Annotated in this window: 24 protein-coding genes; 12 read left to right on the top strand and 12 right to left on the bottom strand. The window is 62.2% G+C overall.

From position 1 onward, the window contains the following. Position 1: 1 nt before the first annotated feature. The 6 genes from ACTHN9_RS27585 to ACTHN9_RS27610 form a co-directional block, all read right to left on the bottom strand. Positions 2-1,345: a sugar efflux transporter gene (locus ACTHN9_RS27585; RefSeq protein ID WP_440540004.1), complete on the bottom strand. Its 1,344-nt coding sequence runs from the start codon at positions 1,343-1,345 to the stop codon at positions 2-4. 9 nt (positions 1,346-1,354) lie between these two features. Next, entirely contained in the window at positions 1,355-3,325 is a 1,971-nt protein-coding gene (locus tag ACTHN9_RS27590) for a beta-galactosidase (RefSeq protein ID WP_440540005.1), read from the bottom strand. A 45-nt stretch (positions 3,326-3,370) separates the two neighbouring features. Further along, positions 3,371-4,222 (bottom strand): carbohydrate ABC transporter permease, encoded by an 852-nt coding sequence (locus tag ACTHN9_RS27595; RefSeq protein ID WP_440540006.1) that lies wholly within the window; start codon positions 4,220-4,222, stop codon positions 3,371-3,373. Positions 4,223-4,240: 18 nt separating this feature from the next. Beyond that, entirely contained in the window at positions 4,241-5,158 is a 918-nt protein-coding gene (locus tag ACTHN9_RS27600) for a carbohydrate ABC transporter permease (RefSeq protein WP_440540007.1), read from the bottom strand. Positions 5,159-5,221: 63 nt separating this feature from the next. Beyond that, positions 5,222-6,463 carry an ABC transporter substrate-binding protein gene (locus ACTHN9_RS27605; protein ID WP_440540008.1) on the bottom strand — a complete coding sequence of 414 codons (1,242 nt, stop codon included), beginning with the start codon at positions 6,461-6,463 and terminating at the stop codon, positions 5,222-5,224. Positions 6,464-6,587: 124 nt separating this feature from the next. Beyond that, positions 6,588-7,766 (bottom strand): ABC transporter ATP-binding protein, encoded by a 1,179-nt coding sequence (locus ACTHN9_RS27610; protein WP_440540050.1) that lies wholly within the window; start codon positions 7,764-7,766, stop codon positions 6,588-6,590. Positions 7,767-8,013: 247 nt separating this feature from the next. Between ACTHN9_RS27610 and ACTHN9_RS27615 the strand changes: the two genes are divergently transcribed. The 6 genes from ACTHN9_RS27615 to ACTHN9_RS27640 all read left to right on the top strand — a co-directional run bounded on the left by ACTHN9_RS27615 (position 8,014) and on the right by ACTHN9_RS27640 (position 13,108). Next, positions 8,014-9,036 (top strand): LacI family DNA-binding transcriptional regulator, encoded by a 1,023-nt coding sequence (locus ACTHN9_RS27615; protein ID WP_440540009.1) that lies wholly within the window; start codon positions 8,014-8,016, stop codon positions 9,034-9,036. Positions 9,037-9,391: 355 nt separating this feature from the next. Then, positions 9,392-10,363, top strand: coding sequence for a protoglobin domain-containing protein (locus tag ACTHN9_RS27620; protein ID WP_440540010.1), 972 nt, complete (start codon positions 9,392-9,394; stop codon positions 10,361-10,363). Positions 10,364-10,367: 4 nt separating this feature from the next. Beyond that, positions 10,368-10,742, top strand: a complete 375-nt coding sequence (locus tag ACTHN9_RS27625) for an STAS domain-containing protein (protein ID WP_440540011.1) — start codon at positions 10,368-10,370, stop codon at positions 10,740-10,742. After that, entirely contained in the window at positions 10,732-11,133 is a 402-nt protein-coding gene (locus ACTHN9_RS27630) for an anti-sigma regulatory factor (RefSeq protein WP_440540012.1), read from the top strand. Before ACTHN9_RS27625 ends, ACTHN9_RS27630 begins: the two co-directional genes overlap by 11 nt. Further along, positions 11,130-11,750 (top strand): SpoIIE family protein phosphatase, encoded by a 621-nt coding sequence (locus ACTHN9_RS27635; RefSeq protein WP_440540013.1) that lies wholly within the window; start codon positions 11,130-11,132, stop codon positions 11,748-11,750. Before ACTHN9_RS27630 ends, ACTHN9_RS27635 begins: the two co-directional genes overlap by 4 nt. After that, a complete protein-coding gene (locus ACTHN9_RS27640; protein ID WP_440540014.1) occupies positions 11,747-13,108 on the top strand; it encodes a PAS domain-containing protein in 1,362 nt (453 codons plus the stop codon). The genes ACTHN9_RS27635 and ACTHN9_RS27640 overlap by 4 nt, the downstream gene beginning before the upstream one ends. Before the next feature lie 15 nt (positions 13,109-13,123). Here the strand turns inward: ACTHN9_RS27640 and ACTHN9_RS27645 are convergent, their stop codons facing one another. From ACTHN9_RS27645 to ACTHN9_RS27665, 5 genes are all read right to left on the bottom strand, one after another. After that, positions 13,124-13,642, bottom strand: a complete 519-nt coding sequence (locus ACTHN9_RS27645) for an anti-sigma regulatory factor (protein ID WP_440540015.1) — start codon at positions 13,640-13,642, stop codon at positions 13,124-13,126. Positions 13,643-13,693: 51 nt separating this feature from the next. Next, entirely contained in the window at positions 13,694-14,680 is a 987-nt protein-coding gene (locus ACTHN9_RS27650; RefSeq protein ID WP_440540016.1) for a DnaJ C-terminal domain-containing protein, read from the bottom strand. Between the two features lie 116 nt (positions 14,681-14,796). Further along, a complete protein-coding gene (locus ACTHN9_RS27655) occupies positions 14,797-15,750 on the bottom strand; it encodes an alpha/beta hydrolase family protein (protein WP_440540017.1) in 954 nt (317 codons plus the stop codon). A gap of 91 nt (positions 15,751-15,841) precedes the next feature. Further along, a complete protein-coding gene (locus tag ACTHN9_RS27660; protein ID WP_440540018.1) occupies positions 15,842-17,710 on the bottom strand; it encodes a M3 family metallopeptidase in 1,869 nt (622 codons plus the stop codon). Positions 17,711-17,747: 37 nt separating this feature from the next. Continuing rightward, positions 17,748-18,542, bottom strand: coding sequence for a hypothetical protein (locus ACTHN9_RS27665; RefSeq protein ID WP_440540019.1), 795 nt, complete (start codon positions 18,540-18,542; stop codon positions 17,748-17,750). Positions 18,543-18,797: 255 nt separating this feature from the next. On the opposite strand from ACTHN9_RS27665, the gene ACTHN9_RS27670 reads away from it, so the two are divergent. The 6 genes from ACTHN9_RS27670 to ACTHN9_RS27695 all read left to right on the top strand — a co-directional run bounded on the left by ACTHN9_RS27670 (position 18,798) and on the right by ACTHN9_RS27695 (position 22,737). Continuing rightward, positions 18,798-19,118, top strand: a complete 321-nt coding sequence (locus tag ACTHN9_RS27670) for a pyrimidine/purine nucleoside phosphorylase (protein WP_440540020.1) — start codon at positions 18,798-18,800, stop codon at positions 19,116-19,118. Positions 19,119-19,493: 375 nt separating this feature from the next. Beyond that, positions 19,494-20,609 (top strand): alanine dehydrogenase, encoded by a 1,116-nt coding sequence (gene ald / locus ACTHN9_RS27675; protein WP_440540021.1) that lies wholly within the window; start codon positions 19,494-19,496, stop codon positions 20,607-20,609. 72 nt (positions 20,610-20,681) lie between these two features. Beyond that, complete coding sequence (locus tag ACTHN9_RS27680) at positions 20,682-20,876, top strand: oxidoreductase-like domain-containing protein (RefSeq protein WP_440540022.1); 195 nt, start codon at positions 20,682-20,684, stop codon at positions 20,874-20,876. A gap of 21 nt (positions 20,877-20,897) precedes the next feature. After that, positions 20,898-21,275, top strand: a complete 378-nt coding sequence (locus tag ACTHN9_RS27685) for a hypothetical protein (RefSeq protein WP_440540023.1) — start codon at positions 20,898-20,900, stop codon at positions 21,273-21,275. Then, the gene (locus tag ACTHN9_RS27690; protein ID WP_440540024.1) at positions 21,272-21,931 is read left to right on the top strand and encodes a VC0807 family protein; all 660 of its coding nucleotides are present in this window, start codon (positions 21,272-21,274) and stop codon (positions 21,929-21,931) included. The genes ACTHN9_RS27685 and ACTHN9_RS27690 overlap by 4 nt, the downstream gene beginning before the upstream one ends. A 71-nt stretch (positions 21,932-22,002) precedes the next feature. Then, positions 22,003-22,737 (top strand): ABC transporter substrate-binding protein, encoded by a 735-nt coding sequence (locus tag ACTHN9_RS27695; RefSeq protein WP_440540025.1) that lies wholly within the window; start codon positions 22,003-22,005, stop codon positions 22,735-22,737. 99 nt (positions 22,738-22,836) lie between these two features. Here the strand turns inward: ACTHN9_RS27695 and ACTHN9_RS27700 are convergent, their stop codons facing one another. Then, entirely contained in the window at positions 22,837-24,216 is a 1,380-nt protein-coding gene (locus tag ACTHN9_RS27700) for a pectin acetylesterase-family hydrolase (protein ID WP_440540026.1), read from the bottom strand. Between the last annotated feature and the right edge of the window lie 59 nt (positions 24,217-24,275).

Consider the following 24,275-nt stretch of genomic DNA (forward strand, 5'->3'; position numbering starts at 1 on the left):
TTCACGCACGCCGCACCCCGGCGCGAAACCGCTTTCCATCCGCCCGCACCACGTCGAGAGACAGCAGCACGAATGCGCAAACGGCAAGTCCCGCGCACAGCAAAAACGCCGCTTGGTAGCCCAACGCGCCGACGATCGTTCCCGCCAACACGCCCGACAAAATCGACCCCACGCGCGAAGCGTTGAAAAACAGCGCCGTCGCCGCGCCCAGTTCTCCAGGCATGAGGTCCTGGAGATAAGTCATGCCGAGGCACGAGGTAATCGCGACGACCGTCGCGGGCAGAATTTGCAGCGGCACGACGGCGAGTGGCTGCCCGACCGCGGCCAACGCAACGAAGTAGACAGCGTGCACGGCCGCCGATGCCGCCAACCAATTCGGCTTTCTCAACTGCGACGACTTCGCGCCCAGCCACAACATCATCGGGATTTCGAGAAACGCCCCTGTCCCGAGTGCCGCCGATACGGTTAGGCGAGTGCCGTGCAAGGCGTGCACGAGGTACAGCGGCAGCAAGATCATCGTCGCGTTGGCCGCCAAGCCAATCAACGTCAGCGCCAGCAAAATGCGCGGGATCGCTTTGCGAGCACCGGCCGCAGCCGCTATCGCCACTGCATTCGATCCGCAATCCGCGCTCGTCGCATCCACGGAACCGGGTACGGAATCATGTCGGACGTTCTCTTCCGATCTCGTTGCCGACGCCTCCGATTTGGCCGTCGTTCGCGATGGTTGCGCTGTCCCAACGATCGGCCAACGATTAGCGTCTTTCGTCTCCGTCATGCACATCGCGATCGCGGCGCTCGCGGCGAAGCTCGCGGCCGCGAACCCGAACAATCCTTTGAATCCAGCTTGCGATAAGATCAACGCGCCGACGGCGGGACCGAATACCCAGGCAGCGGACAACAACGTGCGCAGTGTCGCCGATGCAAATTCCGCCTGCCCCGCATCGTCGATCGCCAACGCCGCGCGCGCGTAGGAGAATATCTGCGACAGCGAGGCGGCACCCGGCCCAAGCAAGACCACGCCCACGACGACAAGTCCCGCATAGCCGTGCACGAAGCCCAAGCTCGCGTAGCCCAGCACGGCAGCAATCAGCGAGACGATCAGCGATGTGCGATGGCGGCCGCTGCGATCCGACCATCGGGCAACAACCGTGCTTGCCCATACGCCGCTCGCCGAAACCAGCGTCATGAAGACGCCGAGCCGCAACGGCGACATCGATGCCTCTTCCACGCCGAACAGCGATAGATAAGGCGCCGTGAACGACAAAGCAACGCCGAGCAGCAACGTCGTGACCGCAAGCGGCACGAAGTGCTTCGTCCGAACGAGATCGACAAAACGCGTAGGCACCGTTTAGTCTCAGTCTTCTTCGATCCATGCGGCAACGTCGATCGCGCCAACGACTGGGCCGCCCAAGACGAACCGCGCGCCGGCCGGCGCCGGCACACGCTGCGGTCGATCGCCATAGTTGACGGCGAATCGCCAAGGCCCACGTCGACGCAATCTCAGCCCTTCCGGTAACGGCTGCGTCTCGACACCTGCCTCGTGAATGCAGCGTCGCAACGCGGCGAGCAAGACCGGCCGATCGAAGCAAGCCGCCATATAAGTCACCCGCTCGCGCTGGATAAGCGCCGGTAAGCCGTCGTCGAACCGAGCGATCGCTTCCGCCCCGTCGCCCAGTTCAACATGCTCGCGCCAGCGCAGTGCGACACCCTCGACGTCGCCTACGCGCACTGCCGGTCTGATCGACGGTCTCAACGATTCGACTTGCGCGACGCGAACCGGCAACACCGCCTGCAGCGGCCCCGGCGGCAATTGCGGAACGATCGCCAACGTGTCGGACTTGGAGCCGGTACGTGGCCCGAACACCCATCGATTGGCGCCGCGCCGAATCTGCTCGACGACGCGCTCGGGCAAGATCGGCAGCGTCGGCACCGCAACGAGCCGATAGGCGCCGATATCGGCGAGCGACGAAACGATATCGACGTCTAGCCCGAGTTCGCGCAGCGCGCTATACCATTCGAACACGATGTGCTGGTAATCGAAATCGGCGCCGTGCCGCTGTGTTTCGATCACCCACTGCGCTTCGTAGTCGAACAGCAGCGCGACCGAGGCGGGTTGAGCCGGCAATGCGCGAGCGTCGATGCGCGAACCGAGCAAGCGCAACTCCTCGCCCACGCGCGCGACTTCTTGGCCACCCGGCGAACGCTCGTCGCTTGGCGTATGGAGCCCCGAATGCATTTGCTCCTGCGCAAACGGGCATTGCCGCCAACGAAAGTAGGAAACGAGTTCGGCACCGTGCGCAAAGGCCTCCCATGTCCATAGACGAACCGCGCCCGGCTCCGGCACCGGATTCCAGGGCGCCCAATTGACCGGACCGGCTTGTTGCTCCATCACCCACATGCGTCCATTGCCCACGCCGCGATAGAGATCGTGACTGAACGCCGAGACATCCGGGTGTCCCGTTCTCGCCCAACGGTGCTTGTCCGACTCCGGCAGCGGCAGGACTTCAGTACGCGGGATGGGATAGCTGTCCCAGGCAGCAACGTCGAGCCCGTGGCGCGCAAAGGCGTGATGATCGAACTCGGCGTAAAACCCCATAAAGTTGTGCAGCACATCGCGTCCCGGCGAATGCGTTCGAATCAAATCGGCCTGCAATGCATGAAAGCTCGCCACCTCATCGGATTGGAAGCGGCGAAAGTCCAGCACATGCGACGGATTCGCGTCCGTCGGCGTGCGATGCGGCAATTCGATTTCGTCGAAGCCCCGGTATTCCATGCTCCAAAATACGTTGCCCCACGCCGCGTTGAGCGCGTCGATCGTTTTGTAACGCGCGGCAAGCCAGCGACGAAACCCCTGAAGTGCGGCCTCCGTATAGCTCGGCAACGTATTGTGGCAACCGAATTCGTTGTCGGTTTGCCACGCCACAACAGCGTCATGCCGACCGTAACGTTTTGTCATCTCGCCCACGATACGCGCGCAGTGCGCGCGATAGACCGCGCTCGAGATGTCGTAGTGTCGACGCGAACCGAACTGCATCGCCATACCGTCTCGCATGACGGGCAGGATGTCCGGATGGGCGTCCACCAGCCATTTCGGCGGTGAAGCCGTCGGCGTGCCGATCACGACCTCGAGCCCATGACGGGCTAGCGTCGACAAAGCCCGGTCGAGCCAAGACCAGTTGTAGCGCGCAGGCTCCGGCTCGATTCTCGACCACGCGAATTCGGCAATACGCACGCGTGCGATCCCCATTTCCGCCATCCGTCTCGCATCGCTTTCCCATTGGTGTTCCGGCCAATGTTCGGGGTAGTAACAAACACCGAGCTGCATCGAAAATTTCCCTTAATTCCGTCAATGAGGTCGCGCAATCCAACGTCAACCCTTCGTCGCACCGAACGTCAGCCCGGCCACGAAATGCTTTTGCATCGCGAAGAACATCGCTACCGAGGGCAAAGCCGCAAGCACCGAGCCCGCCGAGACGAGGTTCCAAGCGGTCGTCCACTGGCCCCTGAGCGCCGCCACACCGACCGTGATCGGCGCCGCATCGTCGCCTTGTGTCAGGCATAGCGCCCAGAAGTAGTCGTTCCATACGAACGTGAACACGAGCACGGCCAGCGCCGCCAATGCCGGCCGCACGAGCGGCAGCACGACACGCAGGTAGATCGCCCACTCGCTTGCCCCTTCGATCCGCGCCGCCTCGATCAACTCATAGGGCAGTTCCCGGATAAAGTTTCGCAAGAACAACGTGCAGAACCCCGTTTGAAAAGCCGCATGAAAAACGACGAGCGCCCACACCGTGTTGTACAGATTCAGGCTCGCCATCAATTCGCGAACGGGGATCATGAGAATCTGAATGGGCACGAAGTTGCCCGCCACGAACAGCCCCAATAGCACCGTGTTGCCGCGGAACCGGTAGTTGGCCAGTGCGTGCCCCGCCATCGACGCAAGAAAGATCGAGATCGCCACCGCGGGCAACGTAATCAGGCAGCTATTGGCAAAGTAATGCAGCATCGGCGTCTGCGTGAGCGCCGTGCCGTAATTCTCGATAAGCGCAAAATGCTTCGGCCACCCCCAGTAGTCGCCGTTCAGCAATTCGTCGCTCGAACGCACCGACGTCACGAGCACAGCCAGCAAGGGTACGAGCCACACGAGCAGCGCCACGGGTAAAGACAGTCGATACACGGCTCTCGGCAACGGGCGCCAACGCTGAACGGGCATCGGATACATTGAGGACTCCCAAATGAACTAAGCTTCGGTACGCACCAACCGGCGCAATTGCCATGCGATATAGACGAGCATGATCGCGAAGAGAACGACGGCGATAGCGGCCGAATAGCCTTCGCGGTAATACTTGATCGCCTGGTCGTACATGAAATAGGCGAGGACCGTGGAGCTGTCGAACGGGCCGCCGCCGCTCATGACCGAGATCAAATCGAAACTGCGCAGTGCGCCGATGACGGTGAGCACCACCGCCATGAACGTAGCCGGACGCAACTGCGGCAGGATGATGTGCCACAGAAGCGCCACACCGCGCGCGCCCTCCATGCGCGCCGCCTCGATAATCTCGGGATTGATGCCCGTGAGCCCGGTCAGGTAGAGCAGCATGCAAAACGGAATCTGCGGCCAAAGCGCGGCGAAGATAATCCCGTACGTCACGTACCGGGGATCGCCCAGCACCGGAATACCGTGCCCCACGATAATCTTCAACAAGCCGAACGTCGGGTCGTAGAACCACGAAAAGACGAGGCCGACCACCACGCCGGGCAACACGAACGGGGCAAAGAACAGCGACTTCACGAGCCGAATGCCGAACACGTTCTGATTCAGATACAAAGCCAACCCAAGCCCGGCAGGCGGGGCGAGCAAGAACAATGCGAGCCAGATCAAGTTGTTCTTCAGCGCAACGTAAAACGTATCGGCGGCGAATAGCTCGCGATAGTTGTCGAAGCCGGCGAACGTCTTCGCCGTCATGCCGTCCCAGTGATGAAAGCTGAGCCAAATGCTGCTCGCGATCGGATAAATGACGAACACGGAGAAGAGCGCGAGGCCGGGCAATAAGAACAGCAATGCCGCGCGCGTTCGCCGTCGACCGAGCGGGATCGGCTTCTTGGCTGCCGGCCGCGACGCTCGTCGCAACGTTCGCTGAGTAAGGGAAATCGACATGATGGAATGCTCCGACTGGGTGGGGCGGAGGAACAAACATGCCCCTCCGCTCGCCAAGCGCGCTTACTTTTTGTAGATGCGCTTACGCGTGGCTTCGAGGCGCTGCAGGATCGAATCGAGCTGCGTCGGATCGGAATAGAACTGCTGCATCGCCTTCATCCCTTCGTCGGCCATTTCCTTGGTCATGTCGCGGTCGTAGAACTGTGCGATTCCCCCTGTCGTGGTCGAAAGCGTATGGAAGCCGACTTTCGAAATCGGGTCCTGCGGCTCGGCGGCTTGATTGTTCGACGGCAATTGCCCCCAGCCTTTGGCGAGTTCGCCGTTGATTTGCGGCGTACCCATGAACGCGAGCAGGCGACGGGCATCGGCCTTGTTTTTCGCCTTGGCCGGCATGATCAACACGTTGACGGGCCCATCCTCGGCTACGGGTACCGACGCATCGATGATGGGGAAGCGGAAGTAGCCCATTTCGTCGCGTGTAGCCTCCGGCAGCCCCGCCGAGAAAAACGTCCCCATGAGCAACATCGCGGCCTTCCCGTTCACGAGCAGCGGGCTGGTGGAATCGACGTCGTAGGAGAGCGCGTTGTCGATGAAGTATTTGTCGTCGATCAATGTCTTCCACGTTTCGTACACGTGCTTGACGCGCGGGTCCGTATAGGCGATATCGCCCGCCATCAATTGCTGGTGGAATGCGTAGCCATTGACGCGCAAGTCGAGATAGTCGAACCACGCCGCGAGCGTCCAAGCATCTCTAGCGGGCACCGCGATCGGCGCAATGCCGGCCGCCTTCAGCTTCTTGCAGTCGTCCAGGAACTGCGTCCAATTCGTCGGCTCCGTCGCGATGCCGGCCTTCTGGAATAGGTCCTTGCGATAGAAGAAGCCGTAGGCATCGGTGCCCAGCGGCACGCTGTATTGCTTGCCCGCGTAGGTGGACGACGTCTTTACGGCGGCGTACGTCTGATTCCAGCCGTTCTTCTGCCAATCGCTCGTCAGATCCGCGAGCAACCCGCGCTTGGCGAAATACGCCATCCGTTCGCCGTTGTGCCAGCTCAAGACGTCGGGCGGATCGGTGGCGAGCCAGCCCGACATCTGGACTTTGTAGGCCTCTTCGCCGACATAGCTCACTTTCAGGTCGACGTCCGGATTCGCCTTCTTGAATTCGTCGAACGCGTTTTGCCAAGTGGCGCGCTGATTGCCGCGCGCCGATACAGTCACGTTCAACGTTCCGGCTTGCACCGGCGCGGTGGCGGCGAATGCCGCGCATGCCAAGCAAGCAAGCGCGAGCCTGCGTACGGGTTGCTTCATCTCTGTCTCCTTTCGTTGGTCTCGGGTGCCGCTGCGTCTACTGCCTAATTACTCTTGCCGAATGGCTCATGACTGTTGCCGAATGCCGTCGGTCGACTCGTCGTCGGTTCAAAGCATCGAATTCTTATGCGGCGACAAGCGCCGCTCGATCGCGATCGAAGACGATGGCATTCCCCCGTTCGTCGAACAGGTGCCATGCGTCGTGCGACAAATGAAAGGCGTGGCGATCGCCAGGGCGCAACGCAGTGGTGCCTTGCGCCTTGGCCAGCAGCGGTGTACCGCCCGGTTGATCGAGGTGAACGTAGGCCGCCTCACCCAATTGCTCCACGAGCTGTACGGTTCGTACGATCGAGCACGCCGGTTTGCCGGCATTAGCTTCGGTGTGCGCGTCGGGCTTAGCCGACAGATGCTCGGGCCGAATCCCGAGCGTCACGCGCGCCCCATTCGAAAGCGGTTGTCGCGACGCGCGGCCTGCCATCGTCAAGCGCTCGCCGCTGCCGTCCAATCGCAGGTCGATCGAATCGGCACCGACCGATTCGATCGACGCCGGAAGGAAATTCATTCGCGGCGTACCGATGAACCCAGCCACGAACAAGCTCGCGGGCCGATGATAGAGTTCGAGCGGCGCACCGGCCTGAGCGATGCTGCCCATGCGCGCGACGTCGTCGCCGGAACGCAGCAAGACGATCTTGTCCGCCAACGTCATCGCTTCGATTTGATCGTGTGTCACATAGATGGAACTCGCCGCCTTGAAGCGGCTGTGCAACCGTGCAATCTCGATACGCGTTTGTCCGCGCAAGGCGGCGTCGAGGTTCGAAAGCGGTTCGTCGAACAGGAATACCTTCGGTTCGCGCACGATCGCACGGCCGATGGCGACGCGCTGCCGCTGACCACCCGAGAGCTGCTTGGGTTTGCGCTCGAGCAACGCGTCGAGCTGCAGCACGCGCGCCGCTTCGGTCACGCGCCGCCGTATTTCGTCCTTCGGGACACCGGCGATGCGCAGCCCGAAAGCCATGTTGTCGAATACCGACATGTGCGGAAACAGCGCGTAACTCTGAAAGACCATCGCGACGCCGCGCTCCGCGGGCGGCGTCTCGTTCATCCTTTGAGCGCCGATGCGCACCTCGCCCGTGCTCGCTTCTTCGAGACCCGCAACGATCCGCAGCAACGTCGATTTGCCGCATCCCGATGGGCCCAGAAAAACGCAGAACTCGTGCTCGTCGATGTCCAGATTGACGTCGCGCAGCACGGGCGCATGCTGCCCATACTGCTTCGATACGTGCCGCAACGAAATGGCCGCCATCATGCCCTCCCGTGCTCGGCGACAACGCATCGGGCGTCGCGATTTAAGCGCTTAAATTTCTGTCGCCAACAAGAGAGGTTTGCTCGTACCATGTCGTCTCCGGTCTTTTTCGATGCTGTGTCGATGGACTGGAACGTAGCGCAATCGATCGCGATTGCGCAACTTTTGGGAAGCCGTCCCAGCATATGAGAAATCAACATTTTATGCGTCGATATACCGGCGCTCGATAAAGTCGGGGAGACAGGGTGTGGTGACGCTTGCCGAAGTCGCACGGCGCGCGAAGGTCACGGGTGCGACGGTATCGAACGTGCTGCGCAATCCGCAGAAGGTGAAGCCGGAAACCGTCGAACGGGTCATGGCGGCCGTTCGCGAACTCGGCTATCGGCCGAACTTGACGGCCCGCGCGCTTGCGCGAGGTCGCACTTCGACCCTCGCGCTGATGTTGTCGAACATCTCGAATCCGTTCTATCCCGAGTTCGTCCTTGCGGCCGAACGCGAAGCGCGCAAGCGCGGGTATTTTCTGCTCGTCTGCAATACCGATGACGATCCCGCGATTACGCGCGCCTATCTGGAGCAAATCGCCGGCTCGCTCGCATCGGGCGTCATCGTCATGAATACCGATCTGGGCGAAGGCGAATTGACGGATGTGGCGAGCCGGGGCGTGGCCGTCGTGCTCTGCATGTGGGAACACGTGAAGGCAACGCGTGCCCTACCCTGCGTGACGATCGATTTCGCGGCCGCCGGGGCGCTCGCCGCAGCGCATCTGTCGGGCCTCGGACATCGCAAGTTCGGCGCGATCGTCGGCGTCGGCTCGGGGGGCCCGCAAACGATCCGGCTCGACGGGTTCGCCGCCGCGCTGGCTGCGCACGGTCACGCGGAGAAAGCGCTGATCGCCGTTCAGTCGCACGATTCGATCGAAAGCGGATACGAAGCGGCCGTCGGCCTCATGCGCGCCAAGCCGGCCGTGACGTCGATCTTTGCAACGAACGACTTGATGGCGATCGGCGCGATGCAGGCGGCCGCCGACCTCGGCAAGCGGGTGCCCGACGATTTATCGGTGATCGGCCTGACGGACATTGCCCTCGCGCAACAGTTCCGGCCGGCGTTGACGACGGTCCGCCTGCCGACAGCCGAGATCGCGGCGCGCTCGGTTGCGCTCGCGCTCGAGATCGTCGAAGGCGGCACCCCGGCTCAAGAGCGATACGTCGTGCGGGCGCCCGAACTCGTCGTGCGCGAATCGACCGGGCCCGCCCCGCCGCGCAGACGCTGAGCCGCCCCATGGCCCATGCCGCCGTATGATCACTCGCTATGCATCAACCTTGCCAGTTCGGCTCGCACGGCTATACTTCGAACGAATGCCACAAAGAGATTCGTTTGGACCGTTTTAATCGTTTTGAACCTTTGAATCGTTTGAATCGGCTCGATGAGGCGGGCCATGGCCGTACCGCTATTACAGTCATCGCCGCGATAAAACAAGACGCATATGAGGCAGACGGGGCCGCCATCACGCGGCACTGCGTTGCACCGCCGACACGCTGACCGCCGCTGGACTGCCGTGTCGTATCTTCGAATTCGATCTCCGGTGTCGAGCCCGCTCGACACGGACAGCAACCGAGGAGGCGCGCATGGCAGATCAGTTGGAACAACGCGAGTCGCTCGCGTTGATGCACCAAATGGGGCTCAACAGCGCGACCATCGAACGGCGTAAGCAAATCGTCGGCCTGATGCCAGCCGATGTCGAGCGCATCTCGACGATCAGAGAGGTGATGCTGCGCCAGTTGGACGATTATGTGGCCGCGTTCTTCGATCACCTGGCGAGCCTCGATGAAGCGCGCACGTTGCTCGAGAACCGTGCGCTGGCCGAACGGGCACGGCACCTCAAGCGCGAACACCTGCTCGGCCTGGTATCCGGCGATTACGGCAGCCAATACGTCGAGCAGCGTCTCGAACTCGGCTTGCTTTATGCGGCCGCCGGCCTCGAAACGCGTGTCTTTCTCGGGGCCTTTCTGAATCTGCTCAAGCACATCGGCACCCAGGTCATGAGACATGCCGATCGGCCCGCGATGGAGGCGTTCGACGCGTTCGCGTCGCTCAAGAAAGTCGCCTTCTTCGACCTTGGGCTCATCGTCGATGTGCTGGTGTTCGAACGCGAGCGCGTGATTCGCCAGCAGCAAGAAGCGATCCGCGAACTTTCCACCCCCGTGCTCCAATTGCGCGAGCGCTTGCTGCTGCTGCCTATCATCGGCGTCATCGATACCTATCGGGCGCGCCTGATCACCGAAAGCCTGCTGGAGTCGATTCGCAAGAACCGCGCACGGATGGTCGTCATGGATATCACGGGGGTTGCGACGATCGATTCGCGCGTCGCCAACCATATCCTGCAAACGGTTACGGCGGCACGGCTCATGGGCGCGAAGGTGATCGTCACCGGCATCTCGGCGCCGGTGGCGCAATCGCTGGTATCGCTCGGCATCGAACTCGGCAAACTCGACACCGTGGGAGACTTGCAAGGCGGCATCGAACAGGCGGAGCGCAATCTCGGCTATCGCGTCGTGCCAGGGGAGTCGATCGAGGCTCATATCGACGAAGGGAGCTGACACGGTGGCCGTTCCCATCCTCAAGCAAGGCGAGATACTGATCGCCTCCATCCAATCGGTTCTCTCCGATCAGGACCTCATCCAGTTGCGCGAGGATTTCGCCGACAAAGTGGGACGCTTCCGCAGCAAGGGCGTCGTGATCGACGTCACGGCGCTCGACGTGCTCGACTCGTTCGCCACGCGCACCCTGCGCGGTATTGCCTACGTGGCGAAGCTGCGCGGGGCAACGACGGTCGTGGTCGGCATTCAGCCCGAAGTGGCATTCGCCATGGTGCAACTCGGGCTCGCGCTCGAAGGCGTGGCGACCGCGCTCGATCTCGAGGAGGGCCTGGATTACCTGCGCCACGCCGCGAGCGGGAGCCTGGGCCATGCCGGCTGAAATCCGCGTGCCGATCGAACGCGAGGAAGACATCGTCATCGCTCGCCAAAAAGGACGCGAATTGGCCGCGGAGACCGGCTTTTCCAATACGGACCGCACGATCATCGCATTGGCGATCTCCGAGATCGCGCGCAATATCATCAGCTATGCGCACCGCGGCGAAGTCACGATATGCCAGATCGACGACGGCGTGCGGCGCGGGATCCAGATCGTCGCCGAAGACGAGGGGCCGGGCATCCCGGACATCGAGCTGGCGATGCGCGACGGCTATTCGACGGCGAAGAGCCTTGGCGTCGGGCTGCCAGGCACGAAACGCATCATGGACGAGTTCGAACTCAGGTCCGTCGTCGGCAAGGGCACCACCGTGCGGATGAAACGATGGCTGAGATGAGCACGCAAGGCGCGCCGCGAACGCCCATCATCGAATGGGGCTGGGCCGGCCGCCCACTCGAACAGGTCTCGGGCGACCTGCATGCCGTCGTCGAGCGCGATGGCGGCGCACTCGTCGCCCTGCTCGACGGCCTCGGCCATGGGATCGAAGCATTCGAAGCGGTGCGCGCGGCCGTGCCGGTCATCGAAGCTCATGCGGGCGAAGCGGTCGTCGAACTCGTTCAGCGATGCCACGATGCCCTGCGCAAGACCCGCGGCGCCGTCATGAGCGCGGCATGGTTCGACGCGCTCGATTCGTCGATGACATGGACGGGCGTAGGCAACGTCGATAGCGTGTTGATTCGCGCAGCCAAACGCTTTCCGCCGCGCAACGAAGCGATCGCCACGCGCGGCGGCGTCGTCGGCTATCGCTTGCCCTCGCTGCATGCCGAACGGCTTCCCGTGGCGCCGGGCGACCTGCTCGTGATGGCGACCGATGGTATCCGCAGCACGTTCAGCTCCGGCATCGTCACGCAATTTTCCGTTCAGGAGATCGCGGAATCGATTTTGGCTAGGCATGCAAAGGGAACGGACGACGCGCACGTGGTCGTCGCCCGTTATGTTGGAGCACCACCATGACGACCAGGCTTGGCGCGCTGCGCGCCGAGTACCTGTCCGGTCTTCGCGCCTACCTCGAAGACGAAAGCGAGGTGGGACTCGCCTGCGCGTACGAACTGGGCCGGCGCGCCATGATGGAGCGGCTGGGATTGCTGGACATGGCGGCCTTGCACCGCGCGGCCCTCGATACGCTCGTCTTGCCGGCGACACCCAGCGATCAGCCGCGGCTCATGGAAGCATCGACGGCTTTTTTCAACGAATTGCTCGCGCCGTTCGAGCTGTCGATCGAGGGCTATCGCGCCGCGCTAGCCGCGAGCGAGGAGCGATTCCAGCTTGCCGTCAGCGGCGCGATGGCGGGCCTGTGGGATTGGGATCCGCAAACCGACGAAATCTTTTTTTCGCCGCACTTCAAGCGCATCATGGGCTATGAAGACAGCGAACTGCCCAATGAGCGCCAGGCTCATTTCGGTGCCATCGATGCGCAAGATTTCGAGCGAGTGACGCAATCGCTAAAGGCGCATCTCGAGCTGCGTACGCCATACGATGTCGAATATCGCATTCGCACGAAGTCGGGCGATGTGCGCTGGGTGCACTCGCGCGGCCAAGCGCTATGGAACGAGGCCGGCGTGCCGTACCGGATGGTCGGCTGGATCCTGGACATTACCGAGCGCAAGCGCGACGACGAGGCGCTTCGCATGTCCCGCGAGGAATTGCGGCGGTTGTCGGCGCACATTCAGCATGTACGCGAAGAAGAAAAAGCGCGCATCGCTCGCGAACTCCACGACGACCTCGGGCAGCAATTGACCGCGCTCAAAATGGCGGCGTCGCTGTTGGAGCACGGGACAGGCGACGGCCGGGGCCGGCCGAATCGCGAGGCGCTGAATGGCATCTACATGATGATCGACGACCTCGTTCAATCGGTGCGGCATATCGCGGCCGACTTGCATCCGGTCATCCTCGACGATCTCGGTCTAATCCCGGCGATCGACAATCTAGCCGACGAGTTTTCCGCGCGTTATGCGATCCGGGTCATTCGCCATATCGATCCAGACGCCATTTCATTCAATCGCGAATGTCGGATCGGTATGTTTCGAATGGTTCAGGAAGCGCTGACGAACGTGGCACGGCATTCGGGTGCGTCGGAAGTCATCTTGGATATCGTGCGCGCCGATCCGCATTGCATCGTCCGCATTGTCGACAACGGCCGCGGCGTAGCGGCAGAGGGGCCGAAAGGGCGGCATTCGTTCGGCCTACTGGGCATGCGCGAACGCGCGGCGCTGCTCGGCGGAGAGATACGGATCAGTACCGAGCCCGGCGCGGGGTTCGCGCTCACCGCCATCTTGCCGCTCAGCGCAGTGGAGGCGAAAGACGCAGGCTGAATCCGGCCGCGCAAGTCATGCTTCATCCGGGGTATCTTGCGCCCACTGCGTGAGCGTGACCGTCACGCCGGCGCCGACGGCCGATTCGATCTCGAACTCGTCCACGAGACGCTTGGCTCCGGACAACCCCATACCCAGACTGCCCTTGGTGGAGTACCCGTCTTGCATCGCACGTGCGATGTCCGGGATGCCGGGCCCTTCATCGCGCGCCACGACGACGATGCCGCGACGCGCCCCATCCGCCACGGGGGCGAACGATAGCGTTCCCCGTCCGGCATGCACGACGATGTTGCGGGCGATTTCAGACACGGCGGTGGCCAATGCCACGGCCCTCGCCTCCTTGAACCCCTCTCGCAGCGCCATCTCATGGACCGTATGTCGGGCCCAATCGACGTCGGACGTGCCGCTGACGAATACGTGCATGCCCGCGCCGGCCGTGCGGCGCGAGATCATGGCGTCGGTCCGGAAAACAAGGGCAACGGGATGCTGGGCGAAAGCATAGCGGGCCTCGTTGGCGGTTCGCGTTTTGCGCATCGTACCATCGCGATCGACGCACCGTGCGCCAACCTGTTCAAGGATATGGGACTACGCCGTTCGAGCGGGGGCATGTGCGCGGCGCTGCGCCGCAAGAAACATCTCGCGCAGCCGAGCGCGGTCTTCCTCGGTGAGGTGAGCCGCGGCAGCCGGCATGGTCAAGACTACGCGCAGCGTCAGATCGCCTCGTACGCCGGTGCGGTCGGATAGCCCCTGTCCGCGTAGCCGAATCGTGCTGCCAGGCCCGGAGTTCGGTTCGATCGTCATCGGCAGGACATGGCCCAGCACCCGCGCTTCGTAGCTGCCGCCGAGCATGGCCGTTACGAAATCGACTTCGATATCGCACGCGATATGCAGCCCGTCGCGGCGATAGGCCGAATGGCAGACGATCACGACCGAGAAAGTCGCGTCGCCCGGCGGCCCGCCGTTGATCCCGGGGTGCCCGGCGCCTTCGACCGCCACGCGCTGGCCGTCCCACGCGCCTGGCGCGATTGTCACGGTCTCCACTTTGCGGTGGGTGACCGAGCCCTTGCCGAAACACGCCGGACAGCGGCCGCGCGCGTGCCCGTGACACTGATCGCAAGGCCCCTTTACCGTGTAGCTGACCTCGACGTCGCCGCCGTAAATCGCGGCCTCCAGCGGGACGAAGAGTTCCGCCGTGCAGTTCGCTCCGCGCATCGGCTGGCCGCTGCGATGGCTGCGCGGCGGCTCCTTCTCGGCACTTGCGGTCTCGCCCCACGCCCATTCCCAGGTCGGTCTGGGCCCGGGCCCCGGCTCGCGGCTGGGCGCAGCGGCCGACGCAGGGGAAGAAGCGGCTTGAGCGGATGTCGGGCTGTGCGGTGCCGGCGCTTTGCGCTCGCCGATCAGAATCTCGAACGCTTCTTGGATGCGCTTGAATACCGGTTCGACCGTGGCTTCGCGCCCCTTATTCCGATCCGGATGGTACTTCGCTCTGAGCCGCCGGTACGCGCGCTTGATCTCGGCCGGGGACGCCGTGCCCGACAACTCCAGCCGTCTGTAATATTCGTCGAGGCTCACGCGCTCTCCCCCGTTCTCTTGCTCGAACCGGGAGTTTACCAAGAAGACATGCGGGTTCCGCCCCGGGCGGGCGGTCGCAGGTAAATGTTCAGCGAATCGATCCGGCTTTTCGCGGCCTATTGAAGATGGGTCTGAAAGAAACCGAGCACTTCTTCGTCCAATGCATGATGAAACGTCACGCGGTCGAACGAGGCGGCATCGACGCACAGTGCCGGCGCAGCCTTCGTGAGTTGAGGCGGGCAAGGTGTCAGAAACGCGAAATGCGCTGCATCCGGCACCACGTGAAAATCGGGCGGATTCGGCAAGGAAGCGGCTAGCGCGTGCATCGTTTCGGGCAATACGCCGTCTCCGCCGAACTCGGATGCCCAGAGCTGAATCGGCGCCTTGACGTTTTTCAGGCTCTCGGCCGTCGGGAATTCGTCGAGAGGATCCGCGAGCACATAGGCCTTGATCCGCGGGTCATGCGTCAGCGGGCCCTTAGGAACGATCTTGTGCCGTAGTTGCTTGCAAATCGGAAGCGCCGGATCGGGGCATGGGACGTTGGCATGGAGGAAATCGGGATTGCCGCCGGCCAAGACCAGCCCCGTGTAGCCGCCGCGCGAGAAACCGAAAAACCCGATCTTCGTCGGGTCGATCTTATGTGCGTCGGGTGAAGAGCCGAGCATATAGTCGATCAGCCGTTTGATATCCGTCGGACGCTCCACGAATACCGATTCGTCCGCATGGCGGCTCATGTCGGAGTAACTATCGCCGGGATGATTGATGGCGGCGACGATAAAGCCGGAATCGGCTAGTACTTCGGCAAGGTCATGGTGATTGAGTAGCGACCCAGCGTGACCGTGCGAAATGACGATCAAGGGGAGCTTTTGGCCGACGGTAAGACAGTTCTGTCTGCCGCGCAAGACATAGGGTCCAACCTCCATCGTTTCAGCCGGTATCGCACAGGGCGTCCAGATCACCGCCTTCAACGCCGGCCCTTCGGCGCTGGCGGGAATGGCGGCGAACTTGATGCCCGCCGCCTGCGAGACCGTAGCGAAAAGGCAAAGCAATAGAATCGATATGAATCTCATGTACGCCCTCGGTGGAATTCGAGGCGACAATATTTCATTTGCCGAGAAATGGCAATCGCTATCGACGAATGCGGGTTAGAGCGAGTCGATTCTAAGATGCATAAGCATGGCGCTCGCTCTCCGACTTGCGTTCGATCCAACGTTCGAACGCGACATACATGGCCTGCAACGATACTTCGTTGTCTGCAATGCGCTCGCTGCCATGGACGAGACAAATGCGAGCGCCAAGCTCCACCGATCCTGGCACGGCCTCAGTTCGATCGCAACGATTCAAAGCATCCTGTGCATTGCGCCACGCCGCTTCCGGAGACTGATTGCAGCGCGCGGCAAGATAGGTAGGATTCAGCGGCTCGCCGGTCAAAGCCGTCAGCGTTTGATCGAGCGTCGCGCTATTGCCTGGCGCCCAACAATGCAAGGCAAGCAAGCGCCCCACCTGCGGGTGATCGACGACATAGCCCAGCGCATCCATCAGGTAAGCGTGTGTCTGCGCAGCGGCCATCTTCGCCAGCAAGTAGCCGTGATAGTAAACCGCCATGTCATGGTAAATCGGGTGCGGCGTGGCGAGCACGTAATCGGTGTGCTCGGGAATGCCGAGAATCCTTTCGGTCACGGATTTCGCCAAGTCCAGTACCGAATCCGGGGTGCGCTCGGTATCGTCCATGCCGTACAGCGCCCATTCGAAGTACGTGGGCACCAGATCGCGCCGCTCCGCGTAGGCAAGCGACGCCTGGCGCGCTTCCAACTGTGCGCGAATCAATTCGTCGGGCATCGCGTTTCCTTCCGCGTCGGTTGCATAGCGCTTTAACCAGCAAGGATCCATTGGCAAAGCATCGAAAAATTTTGCCTGCGCTTCAAGCAGTGCGGGCGCACTAGGCGGGAACTCTTGCGAGAAACACGGCGAGTTCATCGTCACGTTGGCGAAGTGCGCCGCATGACCGGCTTCGTGGAACAGGACGGTGAGCGCGCGCAACCCCGCACCCGGTTGCGATGGTCGCGCTGTCGACGTGAAACGCACGTCCGCCGGTATCGCGCCGAGCGTGTCGTCGATATAGGCCGGATTGGGAGCCATGCAAAAGCCCGTGGGAAACTTACCTTCCCGGTCGATCAAATCGATCTCCATCCGCGCGCCACGGTACGACACCCCCATCCGACGGAACGATTCGGCCCATCGCTCGACGGCCTTGCTCAGCGGGAAATAGCGCTCCGCTTGCTCGCTAGCTTGACCATACATCCTGTACGCCAAATTGTGCGGTCGCAGCGCATCGGCGCCATGCCGGTCTACCAGCCGCCTCAACGCGTTTTGGTGCGTGTCCCGCGTACTCCGCTCGAATGCGTCGAACACGCCGAACAACTGTTCGGGCGTCATTCCGCTATTCGTCTTCAGCCGGTATTCGAAGAAATTGCGGTATCCGAGTTCGCGCGCCAGCGCGTTCCGTTTTCCGACGATATCGACGAAACCGCTCGACGCAATCCAACGCTCCAATCCGTGCAGTGCCTCGTGAGAACTCTTACGCGCAAGCTCGTTTGGATTCGAAGTCAGGTTGTTGCGCAGTGCCGACGGCGTTGCCGCCTCCCGCACCCCGTAGGCGTTGGTCTGCGTCATCTTGTAGGCCTGCCGCCTGACAAAGAGATCCGCATCCAGTGCAGTCAATTCGTTCAGTAGGCTCGCCGCACGAGGCGAGCCGATCTCGCTAGCTTCGAGAACGTTGGCCCACCCTTGGAAGCCTTTGATCAGCGCGTCGCGCTCGGCAGACGGATCGGCGGCACGAAGCTGTTCGCGCACTTGCGCGAGACGCGAAGCGTCGCCCGCAAACGTTTTGCGATTCAGCGTTGCGGCGGCTAGCGCATCGTGCACGTCGCTTTGGCCCGTATAGACGGACCAGTACAGTTCGCCTTCGGCTCGGAGCAGTTCGAGGTATTCGCGATTGAGTTCGTCGAAGTACAGACGTGCGCGTTTCATGAAGGGGTTTCGAGTGGGGAACGGGCAATGTCGACCGTCATTCTTCCACGACACATTGCATTGCGTCCGGTTTTCGGTCCGCACGCTTCGTCATTTGCTTCGTACTCCATTGCACGAGCATCGCCAAGCCCGCCGCCAAGACGAATGCGACGAGCGGATGCTCGCGCGGCAAGGCGAACATCAACGTCAAACAAAACGCAGCGAACGAAAATCTGCCGAGCACCATCCCGCGAAAGAGCGATATGACGAAGTCCGGACCGTGCGCGCGATGGGAAGACACCGAGAGAATGATGCCCAACAGGGGAAACACGGCAAGCAAGCCGCTCCATGCGGCGCCCGCCCAGCCGGATATCGATGTGACGATGAGCGTGAGGATCGCGCCCGCCGCCATCCTGCCGACGAGATCGATTCGCGAAAGCGAGGCACCCGGCGCGACCGAGGTGCTGCGCGGCAAGAACGATTGGCCGAAACAGACCGCCGCGAGCGCGACGATTGCAGCGCACCAAGGCGAATCCGGCAGAAACGACAGCCCGCATGCCGCGGCGAACCATGCGAGCAGCCCCGCCGCCAATGCCAGTGGCCATGCACGCGCACGGCAAGTCCACGCATAAGCGAAATTGAACGCCTCCGACGCCAACACGGCCGATAGAGCACGTTCGGCGGCATTCACTCCGAACGCCGAGCCGTGAGAAAGCACAAGCAGGTAGAGAATTGGCCCAGCCACGACAGGCAAACCGGCCAACCAACCGGCAACCGACGGTCCCCACCATTTCCCGGACATGGAGACGACTAGCAGGAATAACGGAACGAGCGTGAGTTTGAGCGCGAGCATGTCGGGATCGCGGAGATTTAAAGTCGCATGATACTCGCGCATAGCGGGCGGCAATCGGCAATCGGTCCAGCGCGACGGCAGCGAGGCGTACGTAGCGGCGCGAAGCAGGATGCGTCGCTCCCTGGCTGACTTCCTAGAGCCGGTATGATGGCGGGTTCGTGTGCCGACTTGCTCGCCACGATAGAGGGTCTGTAGTCCGTCTATCTCGGCCGCGCGGCACCCGCGAATCCATTACGACGACCAGGAGGAGCCGCCATGACGGCCGCAACGCAATTCGATCAAGTTTCCGTGATCAAACGGGCCAACGTTTACTTCGACGGAAAGTGCGTCTCGCACACCGTGCTGTTCGCCGACGGCACGCGCAAGACGCTTGGTGTGATTCTCCCCGGCACGCTGAACTTCGGTACCGACGCGCCGGAACTCATGGAAGTTCAAGCCGGCCAATGCCGCATTCGCCTCGAAGGTAGCGATCAATGGGCGACGTATAGCGCGGGCCAATCGTTCTCCGTGCCCGGGAAGAGCCGCTTCGATATCGAGGTCATCGAAACGCTCGATTACGTCTGCAGCTACTTGTAGGCCGAGCACCTGTCGCACCGACACGCTCATGCCTTCCTCGACGATGGCGGTCCCTCCCGCCATCGCCCGTGCAATGTCGTTTCGTTACGCGCCTAAGTCGGCTCGTTCGCCCATAGGCTCCGCACCCCAGCCGTCGCAATCGTCCTTGCTTTGAGCGTAGTATGTCGCTCAGCAGGCCAAGCCCTAGGCGACAGACACACCGCATCGCGAGCCCGCCTTATTGCCGCAATAGCGTAAGACCGGCAGGCCGGTGCCATCGAACCGTCTGCGCATTCCCCTGCGAAATGCGGCCGAGCCAAGCGCCGGCCCGCCGTCACCCATGCCACAAGCCTGGGCTGAACATTCGATCGATTCCGTACACGGAGGAGGTGCATCATGCTGGTCGGCGTTCCCAAAGAGATCAAGAACCAGGAATACCGCGTAGGCCTTACCCCGGCGGGCACACGCGAACTCGTGAGTCGTGGCCATCAAGTCCTCGTGCAAAAGGATGCGGGCGCCGCCGTCGGTTTACCCGACGATGCCTATGCCGCAGCCGGTGCAACCGTATGTGGCGACGCACAAGAAGTCTTCGCGCGCGCCGACATGATCATCAAGGTGAAGGAACCGCAGGCCGTGGAACGCGCGATGTTGCGGCCCGGGCAAATCCTTTACACCTACCTGCACCTCGCGCCCGATCGCGAACAGGCCACCGATCTGATCGGCTCCGGCGCCGTCTGCATCGCCTACGAGACGATCACCGGTCCGGGCGGAGGATTGCCGCTGCTCGCGCCGATGAGCGAGGTCGCCGGCCGGATGTCGATTCAAGTCGCTGCGGCGCAGCTCGAGAAACCGCGCGGCGGCATGGGCCTGCTGCTAGGCGGCGTGCCCGGCGTCGCGCCGGGCCACGTGGTCATCATCGGCGGCGGGATGGTGGGGACGAACGCGCTGCAAATGGCGGTCGGCATGGGCGCACGCGTCACCATTCTCGATACGAACGTCGATCGCCTGCGTCAACTCGATCTGACCTTCGGCAATCGCATCATGACGATGTTTTCTAGCGCCCATGCGATCGAACGATGCGTGGCCAGCGCCGATGCCGTGATCGGTGCCGTCTTGATTCCGGGCGCGACGGCGCCGAGGCTCGTGACCCGCGGCATGATTTCGACGATGAAGAAAGGCGCGGTCGTTGTCGATGTCGCCATCGATCAAGGCGGATGCTTCGAGACGTCCCATGCGACCACGCACGCCGAGCCGACTTATGTTGTCGACGGCGTGATTCACTACTGCGTCGCCAACATGCCCGGCGCCGTCGCGCGCACGTCGACGTTCGCCCTCACGAATGCGACGCTCGGGCACGCCATCGCGCTGGCGAACAAGGGATGGAAGCGCGCAATGTCGGACGATCCCCATCTTCGTGCGGGTTTGAACGTGTGCGAGGGACACGTCACGCACGAGGCCGTGGCGAAAGCCCTTGGGCAGCCGTATGTCCCGGCGGAAAACATGCTCGCGTAGCGAGCGAGCGTGATTACCGGCACGGACAGACCTCGACTTATACTTAGCGCTTGCACTTACCCAAACAGCGCCGTGCCCAACGCTTCCCGGCCGGATTCGTCCAAAGCGGATCCTCGTCCCACACCGCCCGAACGTCCAACGCAAGAAGATTGCTGCCACAGCGGCTGCTCGCCTTGCGTATTCGACTTGTACGACGAGGCGCTCGAGCGTTACGAAGCGGCGCTTGCGGCCTGGGAAGCGCGTCAAAAGGCGCGGAAAGCACGTTGACGAGAAACCGAGAATCCATCTATGCCTTCGACCGTTCGCAACTCGCTTGCCTGGATCCTCGATGCATTCGAGCGCGCTCCTACCTACGTTAGAAAGCGGATGTTCGGATGCGATGCAGCCTACATCGACGGGCTCCTTTGCATTGCCGTCGGGGAGCGCGAAGAACCGTGGAACGGCATGTTGGTCTGTACCTCGCAGGAGCACCACGCGGCACTCATGGAAGAGGTCCCCGCCTTGCAGCCGCACCCGATAATCGGCAAATGGCTTTATGTTTCGCAAAACGATCCAGCGTTCGAAACCGTCGTGCAGCAAGTCGTGTCTCTCGTACTAGCGCATGATCCGCGCATCGGCGTCGAGCCGAAACCGAAGCGTAGCCGCAAAGCGGCGCTGCCCTCATGAAACTCAAAATCGGCACCGTCCTCGAACTCGCCGTCAATCTCTTCCTGCCCTGGCTAGTCTATCGACTGACGCTGCCCTCGCTCGGTTCGCTCGGCGCGCTCTATGCCTCGGCGGCGCCGCCGCTCGTATGGAGCCTCGTCGAATTCGCGAAGCTGCGGCGCATCGATGCGCTCAGCGTCATCGTTTTGCTGGGCATCGCGTTGTCGATCGCGGCCATGGCGATCGGCGGCGATGCGCGTGTCCTGCTCGTGCGCGAATCGCTCGTATCGGGCTTGATCGGCGTCGCCTTCCTCGTCTCGCTGCTGCGTGAGCGCCCCATCGTCTACTACCTTGCGCGGGCCGCCATCGCGCGGCAGGAAGCCGATGGCATCGGCCGCTTCGAGCGCGTCTGGAACGAACGAGCGCTCCTTCGTGCAAACCTGCGGATGATGACCGCGATCTGGGGCTCGGCGTTGACCGCGGAAATGCTGTTGCGATGCTGGCTCGCGTGGCATTGGCCGGTCGAACGCTCGCTCGTCGTCTTGCCCATCGTCAGCTACGTCATTTACGGCGTGCTGATGGTCTGGACTTTGTGGATGCAGAAACGCATGCGCGCCCGTGAACGAGCAGCGCGCGAAGCCGGTGAACGATCAGCCGGCCTGCGCGAAGCGCCGTAAGCGAGCGAGGAGACGAGAACGTCGAACCCAAGGCGGTGCGAAGTGCGCTGCCAAACCGCCCCGAGTACCCCATGAAAATCGAACCCGCCATCGTTTCCGCGTTCACGGGCGCCGGCAAGCTCCGTGCGTCGATCAATCTCGGCAACCCCATTCTCGCGAACAAGCACGCCGACACCGGCGAACCGTTCGGCGTCTCGATCGACCTCGCTCGAGCCTTTGCGAAGCGGCTCGATGTCGAACTCGAACTCGTCGTATTCGATACGGCGGGGCAATCGGTCGAAGCAGTCAGCGACGAGCGCGCGGACATCGGATTCTTCGCGATCGATCCGAAGCGCGGCGAAAAGATCGAATTCACCGCGCCGTACGTATTGATCGAGGGCTTCTATCTCGTGCGCGACGATTCGCCGATCCGAACGAACGCCGAGGTCGATCGGTCGCATCACCGAGTCGCGGTCGGCAAAGGCAGCGCCTATGACCTGTTTCTCACCCGCGAGTTGAAATCGGCGCAAATCGTCCGCGCGCCGTCCTCGCCTACCGTCGTGCAAACGTTCCTCGACCAAAATCTGGAGGTGGCGGCCGGCGTCAAGCAACAACTCGAGGCCGATGCGCAACGTACCCCCGGCCTCCGGTTGCTCGATGAGCGGTTCATGGTGATTCGGCAAGCGATGGGCACCCCGAAGTCCCGCGGCCGCCAGGCGGCCGAAACGCTTTGCGCGTTCGTCGAAGAAATGAAGGCATCGGGTTTCGTGGCTCAGGCACTGAGCAGGCATGGAATCGTTGGCGCGTCAGTCGCACCTGCTCAGTAAGTCCGATCGGCTGCAAACAAGGACGATACATCGTTGTATCGCTGCTGAAATAGATCCGCGAACATCCAATGCGTCGTCGCCTGCATTTTTGCTCGTCAGCTAGGTGCCGTGCCCCGAGATCGGTCCCGCCTCGCCGGTCAGGTTCAAGATGCTGTCGACCCACGCAAGGAACGAGGATAACGTGAAATCCGACGATTGATCCGTCCGGAAAGCCTTCATCACGGGCGTATCCGCCGGGTCTTGCCGATTGAGCAAATCGGCAACGAAGGTGCCGACATCAGCATCGATACCATTTTCATGAATGCGCGATCCCGTGAAGCTGACGGCCGTCACCTGGTGGTTATGCATAAAATCGCCGCGGGCCCACGGCATGAAGTATCCGAAATTCGGTAGCGGGTTGAGCGTTTGCTTCAGTAGATCCAATTCCTTCGCGAACATCGCGAGCGAAAGTGCATCCTTGCTCGCATCGTCCGGCGCGGAGATCACGGCCGGGACAAACGCCCGATAGTGATACGCCGCAATGATCGCGTCGCGTTGGTAAGTCGTGTACCCGAAGCGATCGTGAGGGAACGTCTGCGACAACGCGGCATACGCACTGCCTATGTTGTTCGGATCGAAGTAGGGCGAAAGCCGGCTGTTGATCGTGATCATGCCGTTGGGGCCGGTCATATCCCACTCCGCCCGCACCTTGTCGTAGAGTCCCACAGAGGGATGCGCCGACGGATCGGCCCCAAACGGCGTATTGAAGACGGTACCGGCATCGTCGAGCATCGAACTATGCGCTTGCGGTTGCAGCAGGTTGCGCAACGTCGCATAGTTGGCGAGCGCCCCATAGCCGCCGGCGCTCGTCCCATAGACGAGCAACCGGTTCGGCTGGCCGAAGCCGTGGTCGACAAGCCACTGTCCCACCGCTTGCACGTTCTTCAAGCCGCTGTAGTGTTGCACGCGCCACTCGCCGGCCGGCGAAGTGTAGCCGCGCACGGCACTTCCCATATGGATGTCGCCCGTGCAATACGGCACGAATACCTGCGTCCAGTCTTGCGTTTCGATGCGCGGCTCGCCGATGAGGATATGGGCGAGATCCATTCGCACCATCAATGGCGAGAGCAGCGACGACATCAAACTCTGGCTGGCCGTACCGTTCATATAGTTGTGCGGGATGCCGTCCGGATTGAAGGCGCCAAGTCCGGCCTCGGGGCCCGTTGTCGCCGTCTCCGTGCACGTGGCGTAATCCCAGCAAGCCCCGCCGGGCTGCATCATGTACAGCATGTTGCTCGATTGCGCACGATTGATGTAAAAGCGCATCGGCGTCCCGTTTCCGCACGATGCGCCGGTGCTCTCCGGCAACACGACTTCATACCACGAGTAGAACGGAATCGACGGATCCGGTATGACGGTATCCGACGCGCGCGCGTTGAGCGTGGCTCCGATCAAGATGCCGCCGAGACAGACGGCTTTTAGCCACTGCGGTGCAAACATCGTCCCTCCCATTTCGTTTAATCGGCGCGATTCTTTCGGTACAGCCAACGAGCGTGCGC

It is taken from the genome of Trinickia sp., from assembly GCF_051953405.1.
Taxonomy (GTDB): Bacteria; Pseudomonadota; Gammaproteobacteria; order Burkholderiales; family Burkholderiaceae; genus Trinickia.